This window comes from Amycolatopsis stemonae (genome assembly GCF_054781455.1).
Genome location: NZ_BAAGUJ010000020.1, coordinates 15,540 through 39,482, shown reverse-complemented (window position 1 = coordinate 39,482; position 23,943 = coordinate 15,540). Strand labels below are relative to the sequence as shown.

Genomic DNA, 23,943 nt, shown 5'->3' with positions numbered 1-23,943 from the left:
CGTTCGGGGCATGACGATCACCGATCACACGGAACGTGAGGACGCCTCCGCCGTCGACCGGGCCGCGCGGAGCGAGGCGTGAACACTTCCGCGCAGGCCAGTACGTCCTATCGCGACGCCACGGCCCACTACACCTCGCCGAAGCGGCGCGATCCCGTCAAGACCATGCTCGAAGAAGTGGTCTCCCATCGCGTCCTGCGGGACGCGGCCGCCCTGGCCCGGCCCGAACCCGGCAAGCCGCTGCGCGTGCTCGACGTCGGGTGCGGCATCGGGGACGGGCTCGCGCTGCTGACCGACCGGCACGGCAGCCTCGCCCCGGTCACCGACGACGGCGAACTCGACTACGTCGGCGTCGACGTCGATCCGGACATGGTCGACACCGCGCGCTCGCTCCACGAACAGCGGCCCGCGCGGTTCCACATCGCGGACATGCGGTCCGAGCTGCCTCCGGGCGACTTCGACCTCTACCTCTCGTGCGGCGTGCCGTACTCGCACCTCCCGCAGGAGGAGGTCACCGACGTCCTGACCGGCATCATGCGCCAGATCGTCGAAACCCGGGACAGCGCGGTGATCATCGTCGACGTGCTCGGCCGCTACTCGATCGAATGGACGCCGCGGTGGCCCCGGACGCGGTGGTCGTACAACATGAGCTTCTTCGAAGAGGCGACCGAAACCATCCACGACCAGATGAGCTTCTACGACCGCCGGTCGCTGGACGAAACCCTCGTCGAGGCGGCAACCCGGGCCCGGGCCCGGCTGAGCCGGCTGACCTTCACGGACCGGTCGATCCTCGTCGGGCGGCACACCGCGACGCTCGCCTTCAACCCGGCGATCCCGCCCTACCGCACCCTGCTCAACGACCTCGCCCGCGGCGCCACCGACGTCGATCCCGCGCGGCTGCGGCTGCGGCCGCCCGCCGAACCCGCCCCGCGGCACATCGAGGCGTTCTTCGCGACGTTCGCCGGGCGGTGGAACGACGTCGTCGCCGCCTCGGTCGGGGACGGCCGGGGCCTGCGCTCGGCGGACCAGGCGAAGGCCCTGGCCAAGGCCCTGTTCGCGTGCGAACAGCAGACCCAGCAAGGGCTCGGCGTCGGCCACTCCCTGATGGCGACCGTCGTCGTCGAGCGCGCCACCGCTTCGTGACGCCCGGGCCGGGCTGCCCGACGACGGGCAGCCCGGCCGGGCGAGCGTGATCGGCCGGGTGGCCCAATCCGTCGGTTTCCGCCCGGCTCGCGGCGGGACGGTGTTAACTTCCGTCGGTCATTCGCTGCCCCGAGCGAGGTGTACCCGTGACCGTGCCCCTGCACGCGGAGAAGTTCGCCGCCTACCTGCGCATGTTGAAGGACCGCAGCGGACAGGGCTACGAGCGGCTCGGCAAGCAGGCGGGGGCCAGCGGGTCCAGCCTGCACCGGTACTGCTCGGGCAAGAGCGTGCCCGCCGACTACCGCGTGGTCCACTCCTTCGCCAAGGTCTGCGGCGCGTCCGCGGACGAACTGCGCGAACTGCACCAGCTGTGGGCCCTGGCCGACGCCGGGCGAGTCGACGAAGTGGCACCCGAGCACGTCGAGGCCCCGTCGCGACGCGAGTGGTATTCGCGTCGGCGCGGGTACCTGGCGGTCGCCGTCGCGGTCGTGGTCCTGCTGGCGGGTGGCCTGGTCTGGGTCACCGCCGACGGGTCCGAGCCCGCCGTCGGCCGGTACGCCGACCGGATGCTGTTCTCCCCCGCCTGCCAACCGCCGGTGAGCATGGGCCAGCACGACGAGTGCGTCACCGAGGTGCAGAACCTGCTCGTCGCGGCCCAGGGGCGGCTCTCGGTCGACGGCTCGTTCGGCCCGGAGACGCTGCGGCGGGTCACCGCGTTCCAGGTGCTGGCCGGGCTGCCCGCCCGCGGCGTGGTCGACGACGCCACCAAGAACGCGCTGTACGACCACCGCACCAGCATGGCGGGCTGGCCGACGACGGTGGTGGAGCAGCGGATCCGGGCCGTGTTCACCGAAGCACCCGACACGGCGGTCGCGATCGCGCGCTGCGCCTCGTTCCTCGATCCGCTGTGGGTGCTGCCGAACACGAACGGCAGCCGCAACTGGGGGGTCTTCCAGATCTCCGACGCCCGCCTGCTGGACCTGGGCGGCACGCCCCGCCAGGCGTTCGACCCGGTCTGGAACATCGACGCGGCGCACCGCCTGTGGCGCGTCGACCACGACTTCCACGACTGGCCGTCCTGCTCGGCGGCTCTGCAGAACACCGCGCGCTGACGCCGGAAACCCCCGCGCGGGTTTCCGGCGTCAGACCCGCGGCCGCCGGTCAGACCGTTCCGTTCTCCCACCACCACGAGCGGCCGAGGTCGGCCCGGCTGTCGACGTGCTGGTGGTCGGTGTTGTAGGTCTCCAGGCCGGAGAACCCGCAGGTCTCGGCCTTCTGGTAGACGGTCTTGTTGGCCACGCCCGGCACGTCCAGGTCGGCCGCGGTGCCGTACAGGTGCATGCTGTCGGCGGCCCCGCCGATCTCGGCGTTGTGCGCGATGCTGCGGAACCCGGAGTTCACCGTGATCGGCGTGTTCCCGAGCTTCTTGCGCAGCGCCTCCAGCTTGTACATGCAGCGGCGGGCGTTCTCCTTGGCGGTGGCCGCGCTGACCTTACCGCCGTTGAAGGTGCCGCTGACCCGGTCGGTGAACTCGCTGAAGTCGAAGTGTGCGGTGGACCCGTCACTCTGCTCCAGCGCGTTGAGCGCGGCTTGGGTGGCCGGGCCGGCCTGCGCGTCCGCGCCCAGGCCGTAGGCCGCCTGGAACCGGCGGACCGCCGCCGCGGTGCCGGGGCCGAATTCGCCGTCGATCGAGACGCGGCTCTGGCTCGCGTGGTCGGCCGCCCAGCCCGCGACGCGGATCTGCAGCTCGGTGACGTCGGCGCCGGTGTTCCCCTGCACGAGCGTGCGGGACCACGGGTACGCCTGGGCGGTGCCGGCCAGCAGCAAGGGGCCGGCCACCGCGGCGGTGCCGATCACGGCCGCGCCGCGCAGCACCGTGCGGCGGCTCATGGGGAGACTCATACTTGTCCTTTCCTGACGGGGATTCAGCGGTTGGCGAGCTGGTCGAGGTCGGCCTGGGTGCCGTTGAAGACGTCCCCGGTCGCCGGCGCGGGGATGCCGTCGGGGATGGCCGCGTCGGTGTACTGCCACATCAGCCACGTCTTCGACCCGACGGGCAGCGCCGGCTGCGTGACGGACTGGCGGTAGTCGGCGAGCTGCATCGGGTACGCGGACAGCGCCGTGGTGCCGCCCAGGCACGCGTCCAGGAACGACTTCTGGGTGTAGATGACGGGGGTCCGGCCGAACGCCGCGGCCACCTTGTCCAGCCACGCCTTGGCGTCGGCGACCGTGACGTACGGCGGGCAGCCGCCGGAGCCGTCGTCCTTCCACTCCAGGTCGAACACGGGCGGCAGGTCGCCGGCGCGCTTGCCGGTGTAGCCGGTGGCCTTCACGGCGGCGACGAACCGGTCGGCCTGCGCGGCGCCGGTGTTCGCCGCGGTGCCCGTGTAGAAGTGGTACGGCCCCACGGCCAGGCCGGCGGCGCGGGCGGCGGGCAGGTCCGTGGCCAGGTACTCGTCGGTGACGTTGAGGCCGCGGGTCGCCTTGACGGTCGCGAAGTCGACACCGGAGGCCTTCACCGCGCCCCAGTCGATCGCCGCGCCCCCGGGGTGCTGGTACTTCGCCGTGTCGACGCCGTCGACCGGGTGCCCGGCGGGCTTCGGCGGCACGCAGTAGGCGTTGCGGCTGGACCAGTCGGTCACCTTCGCCCAGGTGGCGGGCCCGGCGACGCCGTCCGCGCTCGCGTTGACGCAGTGCTGGAACTGGATCACCCGGGTGCGGGTGCCGTCGCCGAAGTTCCCGTCGACCGTCAGCGGCGGGTAGTGGCCCGGCTCCATGGCGAGGTTCAGCCGGCACTGGAGCTCCTTGACGTCCGTGCCGGTGGAGCCGCTCCGCAGCGTCGGACGCGCCGTGGAATGGCCGCACACGACGCTCTGCGCGGCGTCCGAGGTGCCCTGGGTCGCGCACTTGCGCGGCCGCGCGGCCCACGAGTTCAGCGCGGCCCACGTGTTCGGCCCGATTTGACCGTCCACGCTCACCGCGGCGCAGCGCTGGAACACGCGGACCCGGGCGTCGGTGGCCGGGCCGAAGGAGCCGTCCGCGCCGAGGGGCGTGTACCGGCTCGCCTTGGTGGCGAGGTTCAGTTCGCACTGGGCTTCGACGACCGCCGTGCCGGTCGCCCCCTGGGCCAGGGTGGGCTGGGAGCCGGTGTGACCGCACACCGGGACGGGTTCGGCCGCGACCGCGGCCGCGGCGGGGAGCACCAGCAGCATCGCGACGGCCAAAGCGAGTTTCTGCATGGCGAGGAGGCTGGCAGGGGCGACCCGATCGGTCGCGGGTACGCGGTCGACTCGGGACGCCGGGACGGTCCCACCCCACCGGACCAGCGGAAACGCCACCCCGGTGGGACGCCGCTGGGACGTCCGGGATTTTCTTCGCCGGCGCGTGTCGAGAACCGCCGGCCCGCTCCGACTGAGGGGCACCGGCGGCCGGACGGAGCCGCCCACCCGAAAAGGAGCACGGCCGATGACCCAGGTGACCGCGCAGATGTCGGTGTCCCTCGACGGCTTCTACACCGGACCACGGGCCGCCAAGGAGGTGAACGGCTGGATGCGGGGACCCGAGGCCCCCGGGTTCTTCCGCGTCACCCGCTGGGCCGTGGACGCCATGGCCTGGCGCGAGCGGCAGGGTTTCGCCGGCGGCGAGCCGTCGGTCGACTCGGAGATCGTCGCGGAGACGTTCGCGGCGGCCGGCGCCTACGTCATGGGCCGGCGCATGTTCGACGCCGGGGAGGTGCCCTGGGGCGAGGAGCCGCCGTTCCGGGCGCCGGTGTTCGTCGTGACCCACCGTCCCCGGGAGGTGCTGGAACGCCGGGGCGGCACCTCGTTCACGTTCGTCACCGAAGGGCCCGAGCGGGCGATCGAGCTGGCCCGCGAGGCCGCCGGGGACAAGGACGTCGCCGTGGCCGGTGGTGGGGAGCTCCTGCGCCAGGTGCTGGCCGCGGGGCTGCTCGACCAGTTCGAGCTGCACATCGCCCCGGTGCTGCTGGGCGAGGGCCAGCGCCTGTTCGACGCCGGCCTCGGCCTCGGCGCGGCGGACGGCATCGAACTGGTCCCCGTCCGGGTCGTCGAGTCGCCGGGGGTCACGCACATCCGCTATACCGTCAGCGGGCGGTCGAAGCTGGTGCTGGACGACCGCGGCGCCAGCGGCGAGCTGGTCGGCGAGAGGAGCGAGCGGTGAAGTACATGCTGCTGATCTACGGCAACGAGGAAGCGTTCACGTCGATCGGCGCGGAGGCGCTCGCCGAGCTCATCCGCGAGACCGACGCCCTCAACCAGGAGCTGTTCGAGTCGGGTGAGCTGGTCGGCGCCTGGGGCGTGGCCGACCAGGTGAACGCCAAGCTGGTCCGGGTCGCCGGCGGGACGCCGGTGGTGACCGACGGCCCGTACGCCGAAGCCAAGGAGTTCCTGGGCAGCTTCACGATCGTCGACTGCGACAGCCTGGACCGGGCCCTGGAGATCGCGGCTCGCAACCCGTCGGCGCGCCACTGGGGGGTCGAGGTCCGGCCGCTCATGCACGAGGCCGACGTCGGGCCGTGAGCGACTGGCAGGCCGTCCGGCGGCTGGTCCCGGAGGTGCTCGGCGTGCTGGTGCGCCGCTACGGGCAGTTCGACGCCTGCGAGGACGCCGTCCAGGAGGCGCTGGTGGCGGCCGCGGCGCAGTGGCCGGTGGAGGGGTGGCCGGACAACCCCCGGAGCTGGCTGGTGACCGTGGCGTCAAGGCGGCTCGCCGACCAGGTGCGCAGCGAGGCGGCGCGCCGCCGGCGGGAGGAGGCCGACGCCTTCCGCACGCCGCCCGCCGGCGACGCTCCGGGCGACGACGACACCCTCACGCTGCTGTTCCTGTGCTGCCACCCGGCGCTGACGCCCCCGTCGCAGGTCGCGCTGACCCTGCGGGCCGTCGGCGGCTTGTCGACCGCCGAGATCGCCAGGGCCTTCCTCGTGCCCGAGGCGACCATGGCGCAGCGCATCAGCCGGGCCAAGCACCGCATCAAGGCGGCCGGGGCGACCTTCGCCCTGCCCCCGCCGGCCGAGCAGGCGGACCGGCTGGGCGTCGTGCTCCAGGTCGTCTACCTCGTCTTCAACGAGGGGTACACGGCGACGTCGGGGACACGGCTGGTGCGGGCCGAGCTGACCGCGGAGGCCGTCCGGCTGGCGCGCGAGCTGCACCGGCTGGTCCCCGGTGACGGCGAGGTGGCCGGGCTGCTGGCCCTGCTGCTGCTGACCGACGCCCGCCGCGCGGCCCGCACGGCGCGGGACGGCTCGCTGGTGCCGCTGAGCGAGCAGGACCGGACGCTCTGGGACGCCGGAGCCATCGCCGAAGGCGTGGCCCTCGTGACCGAAACGCTGGCGAAGGGCCCGATCGGCCCGTACCAGCTCCAGGCCGCCATCGCCGCCGTCCACGACGAGGCACCCACCGCCGAAGCCACCGACTGGCGCCAGATCCTGGCCCTCTACACGGTTCTGGAGCGCGTGGCCCCCAACCCGACGGTGACGCTCAACCGGGCCGTCGCGGTCGCCGAGGTCCACGGCCCCGCGTCCGGGCTGGCTCTGCTCGACGCCCTTTCGGCCGACGAGCGCGTCTCCGCGTCCCACCACCTGGTGTCCGTGCGGGCCCACCTGCTGGAGCTGGCCGGCGACCACGACGCGGCCCGCGCCAGCTACCAGGAGGCGGCCCGGCGCACCACGAGCGAACCCGAGCGGCGCCACCTCCTGACCCGCGCCGCGCGGCTGGGGTGACGGGTCTCAACGCCCGGCGGGCCAGGGCCGCGCGCCACCCAGCAGGCCGATCATGCCCGCCACCAGCCGCATCTGGTCGACCGTGCGGATGTCCGCCTCCACCAGCTTGGCCGAGCACACCAGGACCGCCAGGACCTGCGCCCGCGACAGAGCGACGTTCAACCGGTTGCGGGACAACAGGAAGTCGAGGCCGCGGGGCAGGTCGACGGCCGAGGACGACGTCATGGTCGTGATCACCACCGGCGCTTCCTGGCCCTGGAAGCGGTCGACCGTGCCGACCCGCACGCCCGGGAACCCGGCGCCTTCCAAGGCCCGGGTCACCGTGCGCGCCTGCAGGTTGTACGGCGCCACGACGACGATGTCGGTGTCGGCCAGCGCCCGGGAGACGCCGTGGTCCGTCCACATGCGACCGACCAGGGCCGTGACGATGTCGACGACCGCCGCGGCCTCCTCCACCGAGCGGGTCGTGTTGCCGTGGTGGTCGACCTCGGCCAGGTAGAGCCCGGCCGGGACGTCCTCGAGCGCGCGCTCGGCGGCCGACGCGTGGGCGTGCAGGCGGCCGGCGTAGGACAGCTTCGACACCGGCTCGCACACCGCGGGGTGCATGCGCCGCGTCTCGTCGAGGAAGTAGCCGAGGTCGGCCGGCATGATGTCGGCCTCGCCGATCAGGTGGCCCAGCGCCGACGCTTCCGCGCCCGCCGGGTGCGTCCCCTGCACGACCTGCGGGAGCTGCTGAGGATCGCCGAGCAGCAGGAGGTTCTTCGCGCACGTCGACACCGCCAGCGCGTCGGCGAGGGCGAACTGGCCGGCCTCGTCGATGATCAGCAGGTCGAAGGGTTCCTCCCGGATCGCGGCGTTGGCGAACGTCCACGCCGTGCCGCCGAGGAGGTGCCCGGTGCCGTGCTCTTCCCGCCACTTCACCAGCGCCGGGTTGCTCTTCGGCTGTTCCCACGGCGCGTCCGGGTCCGGCGTCCGCTTCGCGCGCTTGGCGCACGGCAGCCCGGGCGCGCTCTTCTTCGCCGCGCTGAGCACGTTTTCCACGGCCTTGTGGCTGGTCGAGGTGACGGCGACGGTGTGCCCGGCCCGCACGAGCCGCGCGATCAGCTTCCCGGCCAGGAAGGTCTTGCCCGCCCCCGGCGGTCCCTGGACCGCGAGCGTCGAGCCGTCGAGGGCTTCGACGGCGTCGATCACCGCGGCGATCAGGTCTCCGCCCGGCTCCGGCAGGGCCGCTCCGCCGCGCAGCCGTGGCGGGGTCCGCCGGAGCAGGTCGACGCCGGGGTGGCGCGGCAGCACCGGGAGCGCGTCGACGACCAGCTGCGCGAGGTCGGCGACCGCCTCGTCCTTGGGCGACGGCCGCACCGGGCTGCCGGGCAGCACCGCGGACGGCCGGTCGGCGGTGGTGGCGTCGGGCGGGCAGCTCTCCTCCAGCGTCAGCTCCACCGCCGACGCGGACGCGACCTTGGCGTCCCGGGTGACGCCGTCGTAGCGCAGCCGCACCTCGTCGCCCGGCGCGAACGGGTGCGGCCGGTCCGGGTCGCACGCCAGGACCAGGGTCCGCTTCGCCGTGCGGACGCGCCCGGCCGGCGGGACCCACTCCCCCGCTTCCAGGGACACCGGCACGGTGCACGAGGTGTCGACCTCGAGGTCGCCGAGCGGGGCGGCCAGCTGCCGGAAGTACTCCCACCACGCGGGGTTCGTCTCGCGGCGGTGGTAGCCGACCGCCGCGGCGAGCAGCGCGCGGGCCCGCTCGTCGGCGGTGAACCCGGCCGGGTCGTCCGGCAGGCCGTCGAGCAGCGGGTCGACCAGCGCGGCCAGCCGGGCGGCGCGTTCGGCCCGGCGCTCGGCGGCGACGTCCTCTTCGGCCTGGCGCAGCAGCGCGTCTTCGGGCGATTCCTCCGCCGGGGCCGCGAGTTCGATGCCCGCGTCGGCCCGCACCTGGTGCAGGAACTCGAGCAGCCGCAGCGCCGAGACGCAGTCCTCTTCGCTCTCGCCGGCGATGCCGCGCAGGACCTCGTCCGCGCGGCCCGGCTCGGCGGACCGCGCGAGCAGGAGGTACTCCTCGTACGCCTCGACGTCCGAAAGCGCGGTCTTCACGTCGCCCTCGCGCGTACCGGGCCGGTAGAGCGGCTCGAGTTGCCGGAGCCCGTAGGCCCGCTGCGAGACGCGCAACGCCTTGCGCACCACGGTGTGCAGGTCCACCAGCGCGCCCCCGCGCAGCAGCTGGTCGACGGTCTCCTCGCGGGTCCCGTGCACGGCGGCCAGCCGCTTGATAGCGGTGACCTCGTACGGCCCGTAGTGGTAGACGTGCGAGCCGGGGTGCTCGGCGACCCGCGCGGCGGCGAAGTCCACGAACTCCTCGAAAGCCTGCTTCTCCTGCGCCCGGCTGTGCGCCCAGAACGGCGTGAACCGCCGCTCGTCGCCGGGGGTGAGTGCACCGAAGAGGAACTCCAGCCCTTCGCCCGCCAGCGCGTGCGGATCCCCGGCGAGGTCGGCGAAGACGTCGCCTTCCGCGGGCGTCGGCAGCGCGGCCAGGGCGTCGGGGTCGACAACCTCGTAGCTCACTTCGCCGGTGGCGTCCTGCCGCACCTGCAGCGCGGCTTGCGCCCGCAGGGCGGTGAACGAGGTGACCGACAGGTCCCGCGGCCGCTCGCCCGGCGTCGCCGCGGCGAGCGCGTCGATGGAGCCCAGCCCGGCGGCGGCCAGCTTGCGGCGCTGGTCGCCGCGCATCCCGGCGACGAGCAGCAGGTCGCGGTCGGCTTCGCGGGCCGACGCGCAGTGGCGGGCGTACCCGCAGCCGGCGCAGGCCGGGCGTTCGTCGGCCCACAGCGGCGTCGGCAGCGCCGTCGGGCGGTCACGCAGCCGCGCCCGGTGCCGGTCCACCAAGGGCCGGAAGTCGTCCACGCGCAACGTCCGGGTGCCGCCGTCGCCCAGGCGCAGGTGCACGTGCGGGCCGGTCGGCCAGCCCGCCCGGCGCAGCTCGTCCGCGAACGCGACCAGCCGCACCACCGCCGCGGGCTTCGCCTGCCGGGCGGGCTCCGCGTCGTGGACCTCGTAACGGCCTTCGCCGTCCTGGATCAGGAAGTCCGCGGTGCCGGAGAAACCGTCGCCGTGCAGGACGGCCCGGTGGATCACCGCCGCGCCCGACCACAGGGCCGCCGCCGTGGTTTCCGCGGCGGCGACGGGGTCCTCGGCGTCGATCTCGAAGACGTCGTGGCCTTCGCCGCGCAGCCGGGCCAGCATCGCCTGGGCGGCCGCACGCCCCCGCCGCCCGGCCGCCGGATCGGCGGCCGGCCGCGGCGCGCCGGGCAGGTCCACGGCCTGGTTCAAGAGGCTGCGGTGTTCGCATTCGAGCAGGTCGGCGAGATCGGCTGGGGTGAGCATCGCCAGGCAGTCTTACACCGCGATGCACCCGGTCGGAGCAACACGCCGCTCAGCCCAGCACCCGGTTCAGCTCCGGGAGGAGGGCGGCGAGGTCCTTCTTCGTCCGGACGACCACGACCGACGTCCCGTCGTCGTCCTCGGGTCGCGTGAACAGGTCCACGGTCGACGTCATCGCCGTGTCGAACTCCCGCTCCGGATCGCTCGCCTGCCCGCGCAACCACCGGCGCAGCACGTGGTTGTGCGCCGTGACGACCGCGCCCGCCATCAGCTCCGCCCGCAACGCCGTCTCCTCGCCGCCGCCCATCCAGCGGTGCAGGAACCGGCCGAACAACCGGTGGTACTGCTGCACTCCCGCGATTTCGCGGTCCCGCAGGGCCGGGACGCTGCGCGTCAGCCGGTAGCGGGTCACCGCCCGCTCCCCTTCGGCCAGGTAGTGCCGCAGGACGAGCCGGGCGCCTTCGGCGACCGCGATCAACGCGGTTCGGTCCGTCGAGCCGGCCAGCCGGGCCTCGACGGCCTGGAGGAGGACTTCGTGGTCGGGGAAGATCACGTCTTCCTTCGTCCGGAAGGCGCGGAAGAAGGTCGTTCGGCCGACGCCGGCACGCTCGGTGATGTCCTCGATCGTCGTCTGGTCGTAGCCCCGCTCGGCGAACAACGCGAACGCCGCCTCGACCAGTCGATCCTTGGCTGCCATCCGGTTCTCCTCCCGGCCGCGGGCGTGGCGGTCGTCATACCCGGCACACCTACTCCTCGGTACTGAGTACCGTCCATACGGTATCAAGTCCCAGAGAGGTGGCGGCGATGGAACGCGTGGGCGTGGTCGGGTGCGGGCAGATGGGTGCGGGGATCGCCGAGGTGTGCGCCCGGGCCGGCCTGGACGTGGTGGTCGTCGAATCGGACCCCGCCCGTGCGGACGACGGCCGCCGCCGCCTCGAAGCCTCGCTGAACCGCGCCGAGAAGAAGGGCAAGATCCCGGCCGCCGCCGAGGTCCTGCATCGGATCCGCGTCACCGACGCCCTCGACGACCTGGCCGACCGCACCTTCGTGGTCGAGGCGATCGTCGAGGACGAAGCGGTCAAGACGGAGCTGTTCCGCCAGCTCGACAAGATCGTCGCCGCGCCGGACGCGGTGCTGGCGTCGAACACCTCCTCCATCCCGATCATGAAGCTGGGCACCGCGACCGAGCGCCCGGCCCAGGTCGTGGGCGTGCACTTCTTCAACCCCGTCCCGGTGCTCCCGCTGGTCGAGCTGGTGCCCAGCCTGCTCACCGCGGACGCCACCGTCGACCGCGCCCGGGCCTTCGCCCAGGACGCGCTCGGCAAGCAGGCCATCCTCTGCCAGGACCGCGCCGGGTTCGTGGTCAACGCGCTGCTGATCCCGTTCATCCTCGCCGCGATCCGCATGCTCGAGTCCGGCTTCGCCACCCGCGAAGCCATCGACGAAGGCCTGGTCCGCGGCGCCGCCCACCCGCAGGGCCCGCTGGCCCTCGCCGACCTGATCGGCCTCGACACCACCAAGGCCGTCGCCGAGTCGCTGTACGAAGAGTTCAAGGAGCCGCTCTACGCGCCCCCGCCGCTGCTGGCCCGCATGGTCGACGCCGGCCTGCTCGGCCGCAAGACCGGCCGCGGCTTCCACACCTACGACCAGCCGTGACGGGCACCGAGTGCGGGTGCCTCTGCGCCCCGGCCGGCCACCGGCACCAGATCTGCACGAGGGTCGCCGAGCCCGGGAAAACGGTGCAGCTGCCGGGAAGCCCGGCGCACGTGCCCGCCTGCGGCCCCTGCTACCACGCCACCCTCGTCAAGCGCGGCCATCCGCCGGTCCGGCGGATCCGCGAGGCGCCACGCAGGCTCGACGCCCGCGACTGGGACGCCGCTGCCCTCTCCCGGCCCGGCAGCCGCTCCGCCCGGTGGCCGAAAGCGGCCGGCTGAGCTCGCGCTAGCTCGCCAAGACCACCGAGCGCGTCAGGTGGGCGGGCCGGTCCGGGTCGCGGCCTTCCCGCTCCGCCAGCGCGACCGCCAGCCGCTGGACCGCCACCAGCTCCGCCAACGGGTCCACCGTCGCCTGCCGCAGATAGCTCCCCGCCGCCGAGATGCGGCCGGCCAGATCATCGCCGAGGGGTGCCAGGCTCCAGACCGCTCGCCCCGGGGCCGCGACCGCGATCGGGCCGTGGCGGTATTCCATCGCCGAGTACGACTCCGTCCACCAGGCCGCGGCCTCGCGGACCTTCAGCGCCGCCTCGTTCGCCAGGCCCACGTGCCAGTCCTCGCCCAGGAACGAGATCTGCGACGCCGCCAGAAGCGACGGGTCGAGCGGCTCGGTGAGCGCCCGCGTGACGTCCGCCAGCGCACGCTCGACCGGAAGACCCAGGTGTGCCCGCAAGAGCAGCAACTGCGTGGTCGGGAACCGGGTCTGCACCACCGAACGCTCGTCCGCGTACGGCAGGCAGACGACGTCGTCGGACGCGCGAGCCGCCGGTGAATCCGCCACCGCGGTGATCGTCGTGATCCGGGTGCGGGCGCGGGCGAGCGCCGTCAGGACCTCGGTTGTCGTGCCTGAGCGGGTCATCGCCAGGACCCGGTCGTACGCGCGGTCGAGCTTCGCCTCCGAGGCCGCGAAGACGTCGGTCAGGCCCTGGCCCGCCCCTTCGCGCAGAGCCGCGTAGCTCTGGGCCATGAACAGCGACGTGCCGCAGCCGATCACCGCGACGCGCTCCCCCGGTTCCGGCAGCGCGGGAGCGTGCGCCGGCAATTCCTCCAGGACGCGCGCCCAGCAGGCGGGCTGGCTGGTGATCTCGTCGAGCGTGTAGGACATCGTTCTCCCAGAGGGGTTTCAGTGGCCGAGGACGGCGCGGAGGGCGGGCTGGAGGCGGTCGCCGTGGGCGCGCACGAGGTCGTCGCACAGGTCCCAGATCCGCTCGACCGGCAGCGCGGCCGCAGTGGCCGGGTCGGTCATCGCGGCGTGGCGGATGTGGCGCGGGTCGTCTTCGATCGCCGCGCGGACGACCAGGTCGTTGACGCTCAGGTACGTCCGGTTCAGCGCGGCGAGCTGCGGCGGCAGCGCGCCGATCCAGGTCGGGCGGACACCCGTGCCGTCGACCAGGCACGGCACCTCGACCACGCCGCCGGACGGCAGGTTCTCGATCAGGCCCCGGTTGACCACGTTGCCGTACACCGTGCGCGGCGTGCCGGTGGCGATGCTGTGGATGATCTGCGGCGCGTACTCGTTCGTGCCCTCGACGGGCAGCGGTTCGCCGGCCGCGATCGCGTGGCGCGTGCGTTCGTACTCGGCTTCGTTCTCCGCGACGATGTCCAGGTAGGCGCCGATCGGCAGCCGCAGGCGCTCGACCTCGCTGTCGTGCCCGAGGTACCAGGGGACGTACTCGGCGGAGTGCTCGCTGGTCTCGGTCGGGTAGTAGCCGAGCCGCCGGAACATGTCGAACCGGACGCGCCGCCGCAGCTCCGCGTCGGTCGCGGCCAGCTCCGCCAACCGTGGGTACAAGTCGCTGCCACGATGTTCGAGGCGCAGCACCCAGGCCTGGTGGTTGACGCCCGCGGCGACGTAGGCGACCTCCTCGAACGGCACGCCGACCAGCTCGGCGAGCCCGTGCACGGTCCAGTACACCGAGTGGCAGAGCCCGACGACCCGGGTCAGCCCGGTCGCCTCCGCCAGGTACTGGACGTTCATCGCCATCGGGTTCGTGTAGTTGAGCAGCCACGCGCCGGGGCAGACGTCGGCGATGTCGCGGCCCAGCCCGGCGAGGAACGGGAACGTCCGCAGCGCGCGGAAGATCCCGCCGACGCCGAGGGTGTCGCCGATGGTCTGGCGCAGGCCGTAGCGAGCTGGGACCTCGAAGTCGACGCGGGTCGCCTCGCGCAGGCCGATCTGGACCATGTTCACGACGAAGTCCGCGCCGGCCAGGGCTTCCCGGCGGTCCGCGTGCGCGGTCAGCACCGGCTTCACGCCGCGCACGCCGGCGATCCGCCGGGCCGCCGCGAGCGCGGTCGCCAGCCGCTGCTCGTCGATGTCGTGCAGGGCGACGTGCACGCCGTCGAGCTCCGGATAGGTGAAGAGGTCGGCCAGCAGGCCCTGGGTGAACACGACGCTCCCGGCGCCGACGAAGGTGATCTTGGGGACGGTCATGCGCGGTCCGATCCGGTGCGTTCGAGGTGGACGAGGACGTCGTCCCACGTGGCCTGGCCGGCCGTGCCGCCGCGGCGGCGCACGGAGTGGCCGCCGCAGACGACGCCGCAGCGCAGCGCCGTCGCCAGCGGCAGCCCGGCCAGGACGCCGGCGAGGAAGCCGGCGTTGAAGCTGTCCCCGGCGCCGACGGTGTCGACCGCCTCGGCCGGGATTCCGGGCGCGAAGGCGAATTCGCCGTCGTGGCAGGCGAAAGCGCCGTCGGCGCCGTCCTTGACCACCACGACCGGCCCGCGGGCGGCGAGCACCGCGGCGGCCTCGCGCGAGCCGCGGACCCCCGCCAGCCGGACGGCCTCCGCGGCGTTGGGAAGCAGGTAGTCGGTCGACGCCAGCAGGTTTCCGACGGCCCAGCGGCCGGACGGGTCGTCGTTGGTGTCGACCGACGTCGTCGCGCCGTGCGCGCGGGCCGTCCGCAGCAGGGCCGGGAGTTCGGGAGCGAGTTTCGGCAGCAGGAAGTACGACGACGCGTGGACGTGCCGGGCGGCGGCCAGCAGCTCCGGCGGCACGTCGGCCGCGGTCGTCGCGGCGAGGGTGCCGGGGGCGGTGACGATCGCGCGGTCGCCGTCGCGGGTCAGCACGGTCGTCAACGGCGTCGGCAGGTCCGGGTCGGTCCGCAGCGCTCCCGTGTCGACGCCGCGTTCTTCGAGGGCGGCGCGGACGAACCGGCCGCCGGCGTCGTCGCCGACACGCCCGGCGATGGCGACCGTCAGCCCCAGCCGGGCGGCGCCGGCGGCGGTGATGGCGCCGGAGCCGCCGAGGGCGAGCGTGCCCGACGGCGTGAGCTGTTCCCGCTGGCCGAACACCAAATCGGTCCGAAGTGGACCGACGATCACGTCGGGGTTGGCGTCCCCGACCACGAGCAGGTCGAATCGGGACATCGTCAGCCTTTGAGTCCGCTGGAGGTGATGGACTGGATGAACGTCTTCTGCGCGCCGAGGAAGGCGAGCAGCACCGGCAGCACGGTGATCACGTTGCCGGCCATCACCGCGGCCCAGTTCGTGTGGTGCTGGCCCTGGAACGTGGTGAGCCCCAGCTGCAGCGTGTAGACCGTGTCGTGGTTGACCGCGATCAGCGGCCAGGTCAGGTCGTTCCACGTGCTCAGGAACGTCAGCACGGCCACCGTGCTCAGCGCGGGCCGCGACAGGGGCAGCACGATCGTGAACAGCACCCGCAGCCGCGAGCACCCGTCGATCCAGGCGGCTTCCTCGAGTTCCCGCGGCAGCGACAGGAAGAACTGGCGCAGCAGGAACACGGCGAACGGCGTCACCAGCGACGGCACGATGAGCGCGCCCAGGCTGTCGATCAGGCCGAGCTCCTTCATCACCAGGAACGTCGGGATCATGGTCAGCTGGAACGGGATCGCCATCGTCGCGACCATCAGCGCGAGCAGGGCCCGCGAGCCGGCGAACCGCAGCCGCGCGAACGCGTAGCCGCCGAGCGCGCCGAACAGCAGGTTCGACACCACGGTCACCGCCGACACGATCAGCGAATTCGTGAACCAGCGCACGAACAACGCGTTCTCGAAGACGTACCGGTAACCCGCGAAGTCCACATGGGACGGCCACAGCGCGGGCGGGAACCGGTTGATCTCGGCGTTGCTCATCACGGAGCTGAGCAGCAGCCAGACCAGCGGCGCGGCGAACACCAGCGCGAGCGGGACGAGCAGCAGGTGCCACGGGCTGAACGGCAGCCGCGGGCGGCGCAGGGCGGGCAGCGTGCGCGGCGCGGGCACGCTGCCGATCCGGGCGGTCACCGCAGCGCCTTGCGCGGACGGCGCACCCAGCGCACGGCGACGACGACCGCGAGCAGCGCCAGCGCCAGCACGTAGGCCGCCGCCGCGCCGTAGCCGGCGGTGAAGTTCTTGAACGCCTGCTCCCAGACGAAGTAGACGATCACGGTGGTGGAGCCGAGCGGGCCGCCCTTGGTCGTCACGTAGACCAGGTCGAACACCTGCAACGACGTGATCAGCTGCCACAGCACCAGGAACGCCGTCACGGGGGCGACCGCGGGCAGCGTCACGTGCCGCAGCACGCGCCAGGTGCCCGCGCCGTCCAGCCGCGCGGCCTCGACCAGCTCCGGCGGGACGTCCTGCAGCGCGGCCAGGTACACCACGACGCAGAACCCGGTGCCGCTCCACAACGTGATGCCGACCAGCACCAGCAGGGCCTGCGCGGGGTCGGTCAGAAACCCCTGCGGGGACACACCGAGGTGGTGCAGGAGCGAGTTCGCGGCGCCGAACTGCGGGTCGAGGATGAACGAGAACAGCACGCCCTGGGCCGTCGCCGACAGCACGAACGGGACGAACACGAGCGTCCGGTACACCCCCACCAGCCGGATGCGCCGGTTCAGCGCCTGCGCCAGCAGGAAGCCGAAGAAGATGCTGAGCGGGACGTAGAGGACGGTGTACAGGATCGTGTTGCCGACGGCCTGCGCGAAGTGCGGGTCCTGGGCCAGCGCCGCGTAGTTGTCCGGCCCGACGAACCGGCTGGGCGTGACGAGGTCGTCGGCCTGGAAGGACAGCAGCAGCGACCAGGCCACGGGCACCACTCCGAGGCCGACGATGATGAGCACGGCGGGCGAGACGTAGGCCCACGCGGCCGCGGTTTCGCGGTGGCGCCGGGTGATGGTGAGAGGCCTCGGCAATCCGGGCATGGCGGCTCCCTATCGCGGAATGATCAGGGCGGCGTTCGCGGCCGCGGCGCAGTCGCGCAGCGCATCGGCCGGGGTGGCCCGGCCGAGCAGCACGGCGACGATCGCGGTGCCGACGGCGGCCGACACCTGGGGGTAGGCCGGGTGCACCGGCCGGACGCGGGCGTGGTCGAGCGCGGCCACGAACACCGGCAAGCCCGGTGTCTCGGCGGTTTTCCCTTGCCACGCGGGCAGTGCGTTGGTCTGCCGGCTCAGCGGGAGGCTGCCCGCACCGTCGTCCCAGCGGACGTCCTGGGCCGGGTCCACCAGCCACGACAGGAACGTGCGCGCCGCTCGGACGCGCTCCTCGCCGTTGTCGAACAACGTCCAGGTGTCCGGGCCGGAGATCGTCACCGGGCGGCCGCTGAAGCTCGGCAGCGGCACGACCGCGTAGTCGATCCCGGCATCGGTGATGTCCGGCAGCTGCCACGGCCCGGTCGGGACCATGCCGATGTGCCCGGCCTCGAACGCCTGGTACATCTGCTCGCTGCCGGTCTTCGGGTCGAGGTAGACGGCCTTCGCCGCGGCGAGGTCGCGCACCACCTCCAGGGCCCGCACGCCCTGGTCGGCGAACCCGATGCCGCGCCCGCCCGCGCCGATGACGTCCCCGCCGAGGTCCCAGACCATCGGCCAGATCCGCCAGACGGTGTCTTCGTCGCCGGTGGCGGGCCAGGCGGTGCCGAAGATGCCGTCGGCCGGATCGGTGAGTTTCCGAGCGGTGGCGACGAAGTCGGCCCAGGTCCAGCCCGCCGCGGGCAGCGGGATCCCGGCCTTGTCGAACAACGCCTTGTTGCACACCACGGCCAGCGAGTCGAGCAGCGCCGGGACCGCGCGCACGCGGCCGTTGACGGTGACCGCCTCGCGGGCCGGCGCCCAGAAGCCGGGGCCGGCGTCGACGAGGTCGGTGACGTCGACGACCTGCGGGCTGCGCGCCACGCTGGCCAGGTCCGAGCCGAAGACGTAGGCGATGTCCGGGAAGGACCCCGACGCGAGCGCCGCGGTGACCTTCTGCAGCATCGCGTCGGCGAGCACGCCGCCGCCGAGGTCGATCCGGATGCCCCGGTGGGTCCGGTGGAAGTCGGCGACGAGCGCGTCGAGGACCTTCTTGCCGGTGTCGGTCTGCCCGTGCCACACCTCGACGGTGACCGGGCCGCCGTGGCCGGCCGTGGCGGACCCGCAGCCGGCCACGGCCGCGCCGAGCGCCAGCCCGCCGGCGCCGCGCAGGAAACCCCGCCGGTCCATCAGCAGGTCTTGCGGACGTAGCCGGCTTCGCCCTTCGGCAGGACGTCGTGGTCCCGGCGCACGATGCTGAGCTGCCCGCCCCAACGGCGGCAGGCGTTCGCCAGGCCCTGGTCGGTGTACTCGATGACGATCACGTGGTCGCCGAACGCGGGCGTGTACTCGCCGCAGTTGTTCTGCTCGCCGCATTCTTCGGCGACGGCGAAGTCGAGCCCGTTCGCCTGGCGCTGCCCGGCGAGTTCGGAGGTGTTCTTCTGCGCGGTGGCGAGGCCCTTCGCGTGGGCGTGCGCGGACAGCAGGCGGATGTAGGCCTGGGCGTCGGTGTCGGACAGAAGTCCCTGCGAGCGCGTGTAACTGTCGTAGTTGTCGGGCTCGATCGCCTGGTAGCCCGTGGCGGCGCAGTCGTCCACCCAAGCGTTGACCTTCGTGGCCACGCGCTGGCGCTTGTCGGCGGTCCGCAGGTCGAGCAGCGCCTCGTTCCAGTCTTCGTCGACGACGACGGTGCCGTCGGCGTCGCGCAGGAGCAGGTCACCCCACTCCCCCTCGGCGCCGGGCTGCGCCTGGAAAGCGTTGACGTAGCAGATGTTGTAGAGCCCGGCGGCGGGCGCGGCGGTGTGGTCGCGGCTGACGACCTTAACCTCCGGCGCCGGGGTGTAGGCCCCGCCGATCTGGTAGTCGAACCCGGCCTTGGCCGGCGGAGGCGTCACGGCGGCCCGGGTTTCCGGCGCCGCGGAAGCCGAGCAGGCGGTACCGGCCATGACGACGGCGGCGAAAGCGGCGCCGGTGAGGAACTGAACGCGGGAAGAGGGCATCCTCGAACTCCGGATGTTGGGGGGCACGACCCCGCCTCGGACCACGTGCGCGTCCTGGCGACTCAGTCCGGGCTCGCGGCGAAGGCCGACATACCGGCTGGGCGTACCTCTGACGTCGGGCGTCCGTTCCGACGTTGTCCAGCAGTAAAGCGAGCAACACCAGGCATGTCAAGTGCTCGATAGTGAACCCAAAGTCGGCCAAAGGGGCAACATCGCGCATCCCGGCCGGCCGGTTTGAGCCGGCGGCCTTCGTGGGTACTGACCGGGATCATCGTTGTCCCCCTGAGGAGGGTGCTCGTGCAGATCCAGGTCAACACCGACCACAACGTCCACGGCGGCGAACGGCTGGCCGCTTACGTGACCACCGACCTGGAGAGCGGCTTGTCCCGGTTCGGCGGGTGGTTGACCCGGGTGGAGGTGCACCTCAGCGAGGACGGCGGCGGCAAGCCGGAAGACAAGAAGTGCGTGATCGAGGCGCGGCCCGGTGGCAAGCAGCCGGTCGCGGTCACGCACCACGCGGCCACGGTGGACGACGCGTACGCCGGGGCGGCGCAGAAACTGGGGCGGGTGCTCGATTCCCGGTACTCGCGCGCCCACGACCACAAGGGCAGCGACAGCATCCGCCACATGCCAGCACCGGAAGAGCCGGAGCCGGTCGGCGTCCTCGAGGACGAGCCGCGGGCCTGAACGGGATCGGCCCCCCTGCCACGTGCTTGAAGCAGAGGGGCCTCGACCCGTCACCCTGCGCGCGGAGATCCAGATCTGCGCACGGGGTGCCCGGGCCGCTCCGCCTGAAACATGCCGGGCCCGGCAGCTAGGCTGCTCGCGGATCCGTTGAGCCCACAGCGGTGGCCGGAGGCCGGACCAGGCCTCCCCGTAGCCGGTAGTGGAGAAACGGAGCGACCATGCCCGAACCAGCCGTCCCCCGCGCGTTCGACGAGCTCAGCGACGCGGCGAAAGCCCTCACCGAGTCACTCGAAGGCGACGAGGGTGAACAGAGCGTCCTCGACACCATCGTCACCGAGGCGGTCCGGGCGTTCCCCGACGCCGACATGGCGAGCATCACCGCCATCCACCACGGCGAGCCCGACACCGTCGCGCACTCCGACCCCCGCGCGGTCGACATCGACCGGGGTCAGTACGAGGCCGGTGACGGCCCCTGCCTGCGCGCGGCCGCGTCCGGTGACGTCGTCCGGATGTCCATGCCCGCCGCGGCCGGCGAGTGGCCGGAGTTCACCCGCCACGCCACGTCCCTCGGCGTCGGCAGCTACCTGGCCGCGCCGCTGTGGGTCGACGACACGCTCACCGGCGCGCTGAACCTGTTCGGCTTCGGCGACCACGGCTTCGCCGCCACCGAGTCCCACCTGATCAGCGTCTACACCACGCTCGTCGCGTTCGGCCTGCGCAGCGCGCGCAGGTACCGCCGCGCCGCCGAGCAGTGCGAACACCTCACCACGGCCATGAGCTCCCGCGCGGTGATCGAACAGGCCAAGGGCATGCTGATGGCCATCCACCGCATCGACGCCGACGACGCCATGCGGCGGCTGATCACCCAGTCCCAGCAGACCAACACGAAACTGCGCGAAATCGCCGAGAACTTCGTCAAGACCGTGTCGACGCCGGATGCGGGCCGGTGACTCGCTAGTGCCCGCGGGCGATCCACTCGGCCAGGTGCGGTGCCTCGGCCCCGATCGTGGTGCCGTCACCGTGGCCGGTGTGGACACGGGTGTCCTCGGGCAGCGCGAACAGCCGGTCGCGGATCGATCCGATGATCGCCGGGAAGCTCGAGAAGGACCGTCCGGTCGCGCCGGGGCCGCCGGCGAACAGCGTGTCCCCCGAGAACAGCGCCTTCGCCTCCGGCAGGTGCAGGCAGATCGAGCCCGGCGAGTGGCCCGGGGTGTGGACGACCTCCAGCGAGGTGCCCGCGACGGCGATCCGCTCGCCGTCCTCGGCGCTCCGGAACCCGCGGCCGGGGTGGGTCGTCTCCCACAGCTCCCGGTCGGCCGGGTGCAGCAGGACCGGCGCGCCGAGGTGCTCCCCCAGCTGCGGAGCGACCGTCACGTGGTCGTTGTGCCCGTGCGTGCACACCACCGCGACCACCGTGCGGCCGCCGACCGCCTCGGTGATCGCCTTCTCGTCGTGGGCCGCGTCGACGACCACGACCTCGTGGTCGTCGCCGACCAGCCAGATGTTGTTGTCGACCGCCCAGGTGCCGCCGTCCAGCGCGAACACCCCGGACGTCACGACCCGGTCGATGCGCGTCACAGGACGACCACCGAACGCAGCACTTCGCCCTCGTGCATGGTGTGGAACGCCTTCTCGACGTCGTCGAGCGTGATGCGCTCGGTGACGAACTTCTCCAGCGGCAGGCGGCCCTGCCGGTGCAGGTCGATCAGCATCGGGAAGTCGCGCTCGGGCAGGCAGTCGCCGTACCAGGACGACTTCAGCGCGCCGCCGCGGGAGAAGAAGTCCAGCAGCGGCATCTCCAGGCGCATGTCCGGCGTCGGGACGCCGACGAGCACGACGGTTCCGGCGAGGTCGCGGGCGTAGAACGCCTGCTGCCACGTCTCCGGGCGGCCGACCGCGTCGATGACGACGTCCGCGCCGAAGCCGCCGGTCAGCTCCTGGATCGCGGCGACCGCGTCGGTGCCCGAGGCGTCGACGGTGTGCGTGGCGCCGAGGTCCTTCGCCCACGCGAGCTTCCGCTCGTCGCGGTCGACGGCGATGATCGTGGTCGCGCCGGCCAGCCGCGCACCCGCGATCGCCGCGTCGCCGACGCCGCCGCAGCCGATGACCGCCACCGAGTCGCCGCGGCCGACGCCGCCGGTGTTGATCGCCGCGCCGAGTCCGGCCATCACCCCGCAGCCGAGCAGCCCCGCCACCGCGGGGTCCACGGCCGGGTCGACCTTCGTGCACTGTCCCGCGTGGACGAGCGTCTTGTCCGCGAACGCGCCGATGCCCAGGGCCGGGGTCAGCTCGGTGCCGTCGGTCAGCGTCATCTTCCGCGACGCGTTGAAGGTGTCGAAGCAGTACTGCGGACGCCCGCGCCGGCACGCCCGGCACTGCCCGCACACGGCACGCCAGTTCAGCACGACGTAGTCCCCCGGCCGCACGGTGGTGACGCCTTCGCCGACGCTCTCGACCGTCCCGGCGGCCTCGTGGCCGAGCAGGAACGGGAACTCGTCGTTGATGCCGCCGTCGCGGTAGGTCAGGTCGGTGTGGCAGACCCCGCAGGCCGCGATGTCCACGACCACTTCGCCGGGGCCCGGGTCCGGGATCACGATGTCCGTCAGCTCGACCGGAGCACCTTTCGACCGGGCGATGACCCCGCGCACCTGCTGTGGCATTCCTGGCTTCCTCCGCTCGTGAAAAGGCATGCACGACACCGCATGCCTCCCGCGAGGGTAAGCCCGGCCGGCTCAGCCGCGACCTGACCGGATGACGGGGCGAACCTCGTCTTCCGGCCGGGTTAAGCTGGCCGGATGGAGACCCTGACCGCCCTGCGCGAGGTCGTCGACGGGCCGCTGCGCGACATCGCCGGCCGGTTCTCGCGGCTGCTCGCCGACGACTGGCCGCACCGGGCGCTGGTCATCTTCACCCTGGAGTGCACCGGCCGGCCCCGCAAGGTCACCGGCGACCGGGCGATCACGGACAAGGTCACCATCGCCGAGCTCGAGGCGGTCAAGGCGCTGCTCGAACCCGGCCGGCAGCGGGCGGCGACCGCCACCTTCGGCGGCGCCGCGCGGCCGGTCTGGGCCGTCCTCGACCCGGCCGGCACGCTGCTGGTGCTCGTGCCGCGCGCCGGCCGCACCCGCTTCCCGCGGCCGGAGGCGCTGGCCGCGCTCTTCGGCCTCGTCGCGACGTCCATCCGCCAGCAGGTCACGCAGGCGAGCCCCGACTACCTCGCCGAGTCCCGCGCGGCCTCCAGCGAACGCGCGCGCACGATCGCGGAGATGGCCGCCGCGCACGAAGCCGCGCTCGCCACGATCCTCACCACCCTGCGCTCCGGCCGGCTGGACGACCACCGCGCGCGCCTCGCCGCGACCGATTCCGCGTCGGCCGCGCTCCTGGCCCTGCGCTCGGCGCAGCAGGCGGACCTCGCCCATTCCGAAGAACCGGCGCAGGCCGCGTTCACCCGGCTGCGCCGCGAGGTGCGGCAGCTGCTGCGGCACCACGACGCGGACCCGGAGTTCGCCGGGCCGGCGAAGGACGGGCGGCCGCTGCCGGGCGAGATCGCCCACGCCGCCCGGGCGATGACGTGCACCGCGGTGCTCGCCTTCACCGCGCAGCCGGACCTGACCCGCCTCCGGATCGCCTGGGCGAGCGGCGAAACGACGCTGCGCCTCGACATCCGCGACCGCGAGTCCGGTCAGCTCGACGCGGCGAGCCTGCGCGCGCAGCTGGAGGGCCGTGCGAAGACCCTCGGCGCCACGGTCGAGATCGACGCGGTCCCGGGCTGGGGCAGCCGGGTCACCGTCGAGGTGCCGCTCGAGGGCGGGCCGGACCGCCCCGAGGAGGCGGCCCTCGGCGACCTGAACCCCCGCGAGCTCGACGTCCTGCGGCTGGTGGCCCGCGGCCGGCGCAACAAGGCGATCGCGGCAGCGCTCGGCATCGCCGAGAGCACGGTGAAGTTCCACGTGGCCGGCGTGCTGAAGAAGCTCGACGTCGGCTCGCGCGGCGAAGCGGCGGCTCTCGCGATGGCGTCGGGCATCACGGCGAGCTGACGACGGCCGGTCCCGCCGG

The 23,943-nt window shown here is 73.2% G+C and carries 23 protein-coding genes; 10 read left to right on the top strand and 13 right to left on the bottom strand.

The window, feature by feature from the left end; genetic code table 11:
* The first annotated feature begins 78 nt into the window (after window positions 1–78).
* Complete coding sequence (locus ACYVLJ_RS42555) at window positions 79–1,143, top strand: class I SAM-dependent methyltransferase (RefSeq protein ID WP_460442958.1); 1,065 nt, start codon at window positions 79–81, stop codon at window positions 1,141–1,143.
* 146 nt (window positions 1,144–1,289) lie between these two features.
* Complete coding sequence (locus tag ACYVLJ_RS42550; RefSeq protein WP_460442957.1) at window positions 1,290–2,255, top strand: helix-turn-helix domain-containing protein; 966 nt, start codon at window positions 1,290–1,292, stop codon at window positions 2,253–2,255.
* Between the two features lie 49 nt (window positions 2,256–2,304).
* Here ACYVLJ_RS42550 and ACYVLJ_RS42545 read toward each other — a convergent pair whose 3' ends face one another.
* Together ACYVLJ_RS42545 and ACYVLJ_RS42540 are read right to left on the bottom strand one after the other, a co-directional pair.
* A complete protein-coding gene (locus tag ACYVLJ_RS42545; RefSeq protein WP_460442956.1) occupies window positions 2,305–3,045 on the bottom strand; it encodes a D-Ala-D-Ala carboxypeptidase family metallohydrolase in 741 nt (246 codons plus the stop codon).
* A 23-nt stretch (window positions 3,046–3,068) separates the two neighbouring features.
* Entirely contained in the window at window positions 3,069–4,382 is a 1,314-nt protein-coding gene (locus ACYVLJ_RS42540; protein ID WP_460442955.1) for a GH25 family lysozyme, read from the bottom strand.
* 226 nt (window positions 4,383–4,608) lie between these two features.
* Here ACYVLJ_RS42540 and ACYVLJ_RS42535 point away from each other — a divergent pair, with 226 nt between their 5' ends.
* The 3 genes from ACYVLJ_RS42535 to ACYVLJ_RS42525 are packed head-to-tail and all read left to right on the top strand — an operon-like array spanning window position 4,609 to window position 6,880.
* Window positions 4,609–5,322 (top strand): dihydrofolate reductase family protein, encoded by a 714-nt coding sequence (locus ACYVLJ_RS42535; protein WP_460442954.1) that lies wholly within the window; start codon window positions 4,609–4,611, stop codon window positions 5,320–5,322.
* 5 nt (window positions 5,323–5,327) lie between these two features.
* On the top strand, window positions 5,328–5,681 hold the full coding sequence (locus ACYVLJ_RS42530; protein ID WP_451983889.1) for a YciI family protein: 354 nt from the start codon (window positions 5,328–5,330) through the stop codon (window positions 5,679–5,681).
* On the top strand, window positions 5,678–6,880 hold the full coding sequence (locus tag ACYVLJ_RS42525; protein WP_460442953.1) for an RNA polymerase sigma factor: 1,203 nt from the start codon (window positions 5,678–5,680) through the stop codon (window positions 6,878–6,880). Before ACYVLJ_RS42530 ends, ACYVLJ_RS42525 begins: the two co-directional genes overlap by 4 nt.
* A gap of 6 nt (window positions 6,881–6,886) precedes the next feature.
* On the opposite strand, the gene ACYVLJ_RS42520 is transcribed toward ACYVLJ_RS42525, so the two are convergent.
* Both ACYVLJ_RS42520 and ACYVLJ_RS42515 read right to left on the bottom strand, forming a co-directional pair.
* The gene (locus ACYVLJ_RS42520; RefSeq protein WP_460442952.1) at window positions 6,887–10,261 is read right to left on the bottom strand and encodes a TM0106 family RecB-like putative nuclease; all 3,375 of its coding nucleotides are present in this window, start codon (window positions 10,259–10,261) and stop codon (window positions 6,887–6,889) included.
* Window positions 10,262–10,310: 49 nt separating this feature from the next.
* Window positions 10,311–10,955 carry a TetR/AcrR family transcriptional regulator gene (locus ACYVLJ_RS42515; protein ID WP_460442951.1) on the bottom strand — a complete coding sequence of 215 codons (645 nt, stop codon included), beginning with the start codon at window positions 10,953–10,955 and terminating at the stop codon, window positions 10,311–10,313.
* Window positions 10,956–11,062: 107 nt separating this feature from the next.
* Between ACYVLJ_RS42515 and ACYVLJ_RS42510 the strand changes: the two genes are divergently transcribed.
* Window positions 11,063–11,914 carry a 3-hydroxybutyryl-CoA dehydrogenase gene (locus ACYVLJ_RS42510; protein ID WP_460442950.1) on the top strand — a complete coding sequence of 284 codons (852 nt, stop codon included), beginning with the start codon at window positions 11,063–11,065 and terminating at the stop codon, window positions 11,912–11,914.
* A complete protein-coding gene (locus ACYVLJ_RS42505; protein ID WP_460442949.1) occupies window positions 11,911–12,192 on the top strand; it encodes a hypothetical protein in 282 nt (93 codons plus the stop codon). The genes ACYVLJ_RS42510 and ACYVLJ_RS42505 overlap by 4 nt, the downstream gene beginning before the upstream one ends.
* Before the next feature lie 7 nt (window positions 12,193–12,199).
* Here the strand turns inward: ACYVLJ_RS42505 and ACYVLJ_RS42500 are convergent, their stop codons facing one another.
* From ACYVLJ_RS42500 to ACYVLJ_RS42470, 7 genes are read right to left on the bottom strand one after another with little or no spacing between them, the layout of a single operon-like run.
* A complete protein-coding gene (locus tag ACYVLJ_RS42500; protein ID WP_460442948.1) occupies window positions 12,200–13,075 on the bottom strand; it encodes an SIS domain-containing protein in 876 nt (291 codons plus the stop codon).
* An 18-nt stretch (window positions 13,076–13,093) separates the two neighbouring features.
* Window positions 13,094–14,404 carry an alpha-glucosidase/alpha-galactosidase gene (gene melA / locus ACYVLJ_RS42495; RefSeq protein ID WP_460442947.1) on the bottom strand — a complete coding sequence of 437 codons (1,311 nt, stop codon included), beginning with the start codon at window positions 14,402–14,404 and terminating at the stop codon, window positions 13,094–13,096.
* Window positions 14,401–15,339, bottom strand: a complete 939-nt coding sequence (locus tag ACYVLJ_RS42490) for a carbohydrate kinase family protein (protein ID WP_460442946.1) — start codon at window positions 15,337–15,339, stop codon at window positions 14,401–14,403. Before ACYVLJ_RS42490 ends, melA begins: the two co-directional genes overlap by 4 nt.
* 2 nt (window positions 15,340–15,341) lie before the next feature.
* Entirely contained in the window at window positions 15,342–16,214 is an 873-nt protein-coding gene (locus ACYVLJ_RS42485; protein WP_451983705.1) for a carbohydrate ABC transporter permease, read from the bottom strand.
* Entirely contained in the window at window positions 16,211–17,113 is a 903-nt protein-coding gene (locus ACYVLJ_RS42480; RefSeq protein ID WP_460442945.1) for a carbohydrate ABC transporter permease, read from the bottom strand. The genes ACYVLJ_RS42485 and ACYVLJ_RS42480 overlap by 4 nt, the downstream gene beginning before the upstream one ends.
* A 9-nt stretch (window positions 17,114–17,122) precedes the next feature.
* Window positions 17,123–18,391 (bottom strand): ABC transporter substrate-binding protein, encoded by a 1,269-nt coding sequence (locus ACYVLJ_RS42475; protein ID WP_460442944.1) that lies wholly within the window; start codon window positions 18,389–18,391, stop codon window positions 17,123–17,125.
* Window positions 18,391–19,200, bottom strand: a complete 810-nt coding sequence (locus tag ACYVLJ_RS42470) for an endo alpha-1,4 polygalactosaminidase (protein ID WP_460442943.1) — start codon at window positions 19,198–19,200, stop codon at window positions 18,391–18,393. Before ACYVLJ_RS42470 ends, ACYVLJ_RS42475 begins: the two co-directional genes overlap by 1 nt.
* A 297-nt stretch (window positions 19,201–19,497) precedes the next feature.
* On the opposite strand from ACYVLJ_RS42470, the gene ACYVLJ_RS42465 reads away from it, so the two are divergent.
* Both ACYVLJ_RS42465 and ACYVLJ_RS42460 read left to right on the top strand, forming a co-directional pair.
* Window positions 19,498–19,887 carry an HPF/RaiA family ribosome-associated protein gene (locus ACYVLJ_RS42465; RefSeq protein ID WP_460442942.1) on the top strand — a complete coding sequence of 130 codons (390 nt, stop codon included), beginning with the start codon at window positions 19,498–19,500 and terminating at the stop codon, window positions 19,885–19,887.
* A 218-nt stretch (window positions 19,888–20,105) separates the two neighbouring features.
* Window positions 20,106–20,837 (top strand): ANTAR domain-containing protein, encoded by a 732-nt coding sequence (locus ACYVLJ_RS42460; protein WP_451983695.1) that lies wholly within the window; start codon window positions 20,106–20,108, stop codon window positions 20,835–20,837.
* A 4-nt stretch (window positions 20,838–20,841) separates the two neighbouring features.
* Here ACYVLJ_RS42460 and ACYVLJ_RS42455 read toward each other — a convergent pair whose 3' ends face one another.
* Complete coding sequence (locus ACYVLJ_RS42455) at window positions 20,842–21,465, bottom strand: MBL fold metallo-hydrolase (protein WP_451983693.1); 624 nt, start codon at window positions 21,463–21,465, stop codon at window positions 20,842–20,844.
* Complete coding sequence (locus ACYVLJ_RS42450; RefSeq protein ID WP_460442941.1) at window positions 21,462–22,547, bottom strand: S-(hydroxymethyl)mycothiol dehydrogenase; 1,086 nt, start codon at window positions 22,545–22,547, stop codon at window positions 21,462–21,464. Before ACYVLJ_RS42450 ends, ACYVLJ_RS42455 begins: the two co-directional genes overlap by 4 nt.
* A 135-nt stretch (window positions 22,548–22,682) precedes the next feature.
* On the opposite strand from ACYVLJ_RS42450, the gene ACYVLJ_RS42445 reads away from it, so the two are divergent.
* Complete coding sequence (locus ACYVLJ_RS42445) at window positions 22,683–23,924, top strand: helix-turn-helix transcriptional regulator (RefSeq protein WP_460442940.1); 1,242 nt, start codon at window positions 22,683–22,685, stop codon at window positions 23,922–23,924.
* Window positions 23,925–23,943: the final 19 nt, after the last annotated feature.

What these genes read in the sequence shown, in the direction of transcription:
- ACYVLJ_RS42540 (WP_460442955.1), bottom strand. Translation starts at nt 4,382, where the DNA reads ATGCAGAAACTCGCTTTGGCCGTCGCGATGCTGCTGGTGCTCCCCGCC.
- ACYVLJ_RS42450 (WP_460442941.1), bottom strand. Translation starts at nt 22,547, where the DNA reads ATGCCACAGCAGGTGCGCGGGGTCATCGCCCGGTCGAAAGGTGCTCCG.
- ACYVLJ_RS42460 (WP_451983695.1), top strand. Translation starts at nt 20,106, where the DNA reads ATGCCCGAACCAGCCGTCCCCCGCGCGTTCGACGAGCTCAGCGACGCG.
- ACYVLJ_RS42480 (WP_460442945.1), bottom strand. Translation starts at nt 17,113, where the DNA reads ATGCCCGGATTGCCGAGGCCTCTCACCATCACCCGGCGCCACCGCGAA.
- ACYVLJ_RS42500 (WP_460442948.1), bottom strand. Translation starts at nt 13,075, where the DNA reads ATGTCCTACACGCTCGACGAGATCACCAGCCAGCCCGCCTGCTGGGCG.
- ACYVLJ_RS42535 (WP_460442954.1), top strand. Translation starts at nt 4,609, where the DNA reads ATGACCCAGGTGACCGCGCAGATGTCGGTGTCCCTCGACGGCTTCTAC.
- ACYVLJ_RS42530 (WP_451983889.1), top strand. Translation starts at nt 5,328, where the DNA reads ATGCTGCTGATCTACGGCAACGAGGAAGCGTTCACGTCGATCGGCGCG.
- melA (WP_460442947.1), bottom strand. Translation starts at nt 14,404, where the DNA reads ATGACCGTCCCCAAGATCACCTTCGTCGGCGCCGGGAGCGTCGTGTTC.
- ACYVLJ_RS42545 (WP_460442956.1), bottom strand. Translation starts at nt 3,045, where the DNA reads ATGAGTCTCCCCATGAGCCGCCGCACGGTGCTGCGCGGCGCGGCCGTG.
- ACYVLJ_RS42475 (WP_460442944.1), bottom strand. Translation starts at nt 18,391, where the DNA reads ATGGACCGGCGGGGTTTCCTGCGCGGCGCCGGCGGGCTGGCGCTCGGC.
- ACYVLJ_RS42445 (WP_460442940.1), top strand. Translation starts at nt 22,683, where the DNA reads ATGGAGACCCTGACCGCCCTGCGCGAGGTCGTCGACGGGCCGCTGCGC.
- ACYVLJ_RS42510 (WP_460442950.1), top strand. Translation starts at nt 11,063, where the DNA reads ATGGAACGCGTGGGCGTGGTCGGGTGCGGGCAGATGGGTGCGGGGATC.
- ACYVLJ_RS42490 (WP_460442946.1), bottom strand. Translation starts at nt 15,339, where the DNA reads ATGTCCCGATTCGACCTGCTCGTGGTCGGGGACGCCAACCCCGACGTG.
- ACYVLJ_RS42520 (WP_460442952.1), bottom strand. Translation starts at nt 10,261, where the DNA reads ATGCTCACCCCAGCCGATCTCGCCGACCTGCTCGAATGCGAACACCGC.
- ACYVLJ_RS42515 (WP_460442951.1), bottom strand. Translation starts at nt 10,955, where the DNA reads ATGGCAGCCAAGGATCGACTGGTCGAGGCGGCGTTCGCGTTGTTCGCC.
- ACYVLJ_RS42470 (WP_460442943.1), bottom strand. Translation starts at nt 19,200, where the DNA reads ATGCCCTCTTCCCGCGTTCAGTTCCTCACCGGCGCCGCTTTCGCCGCC.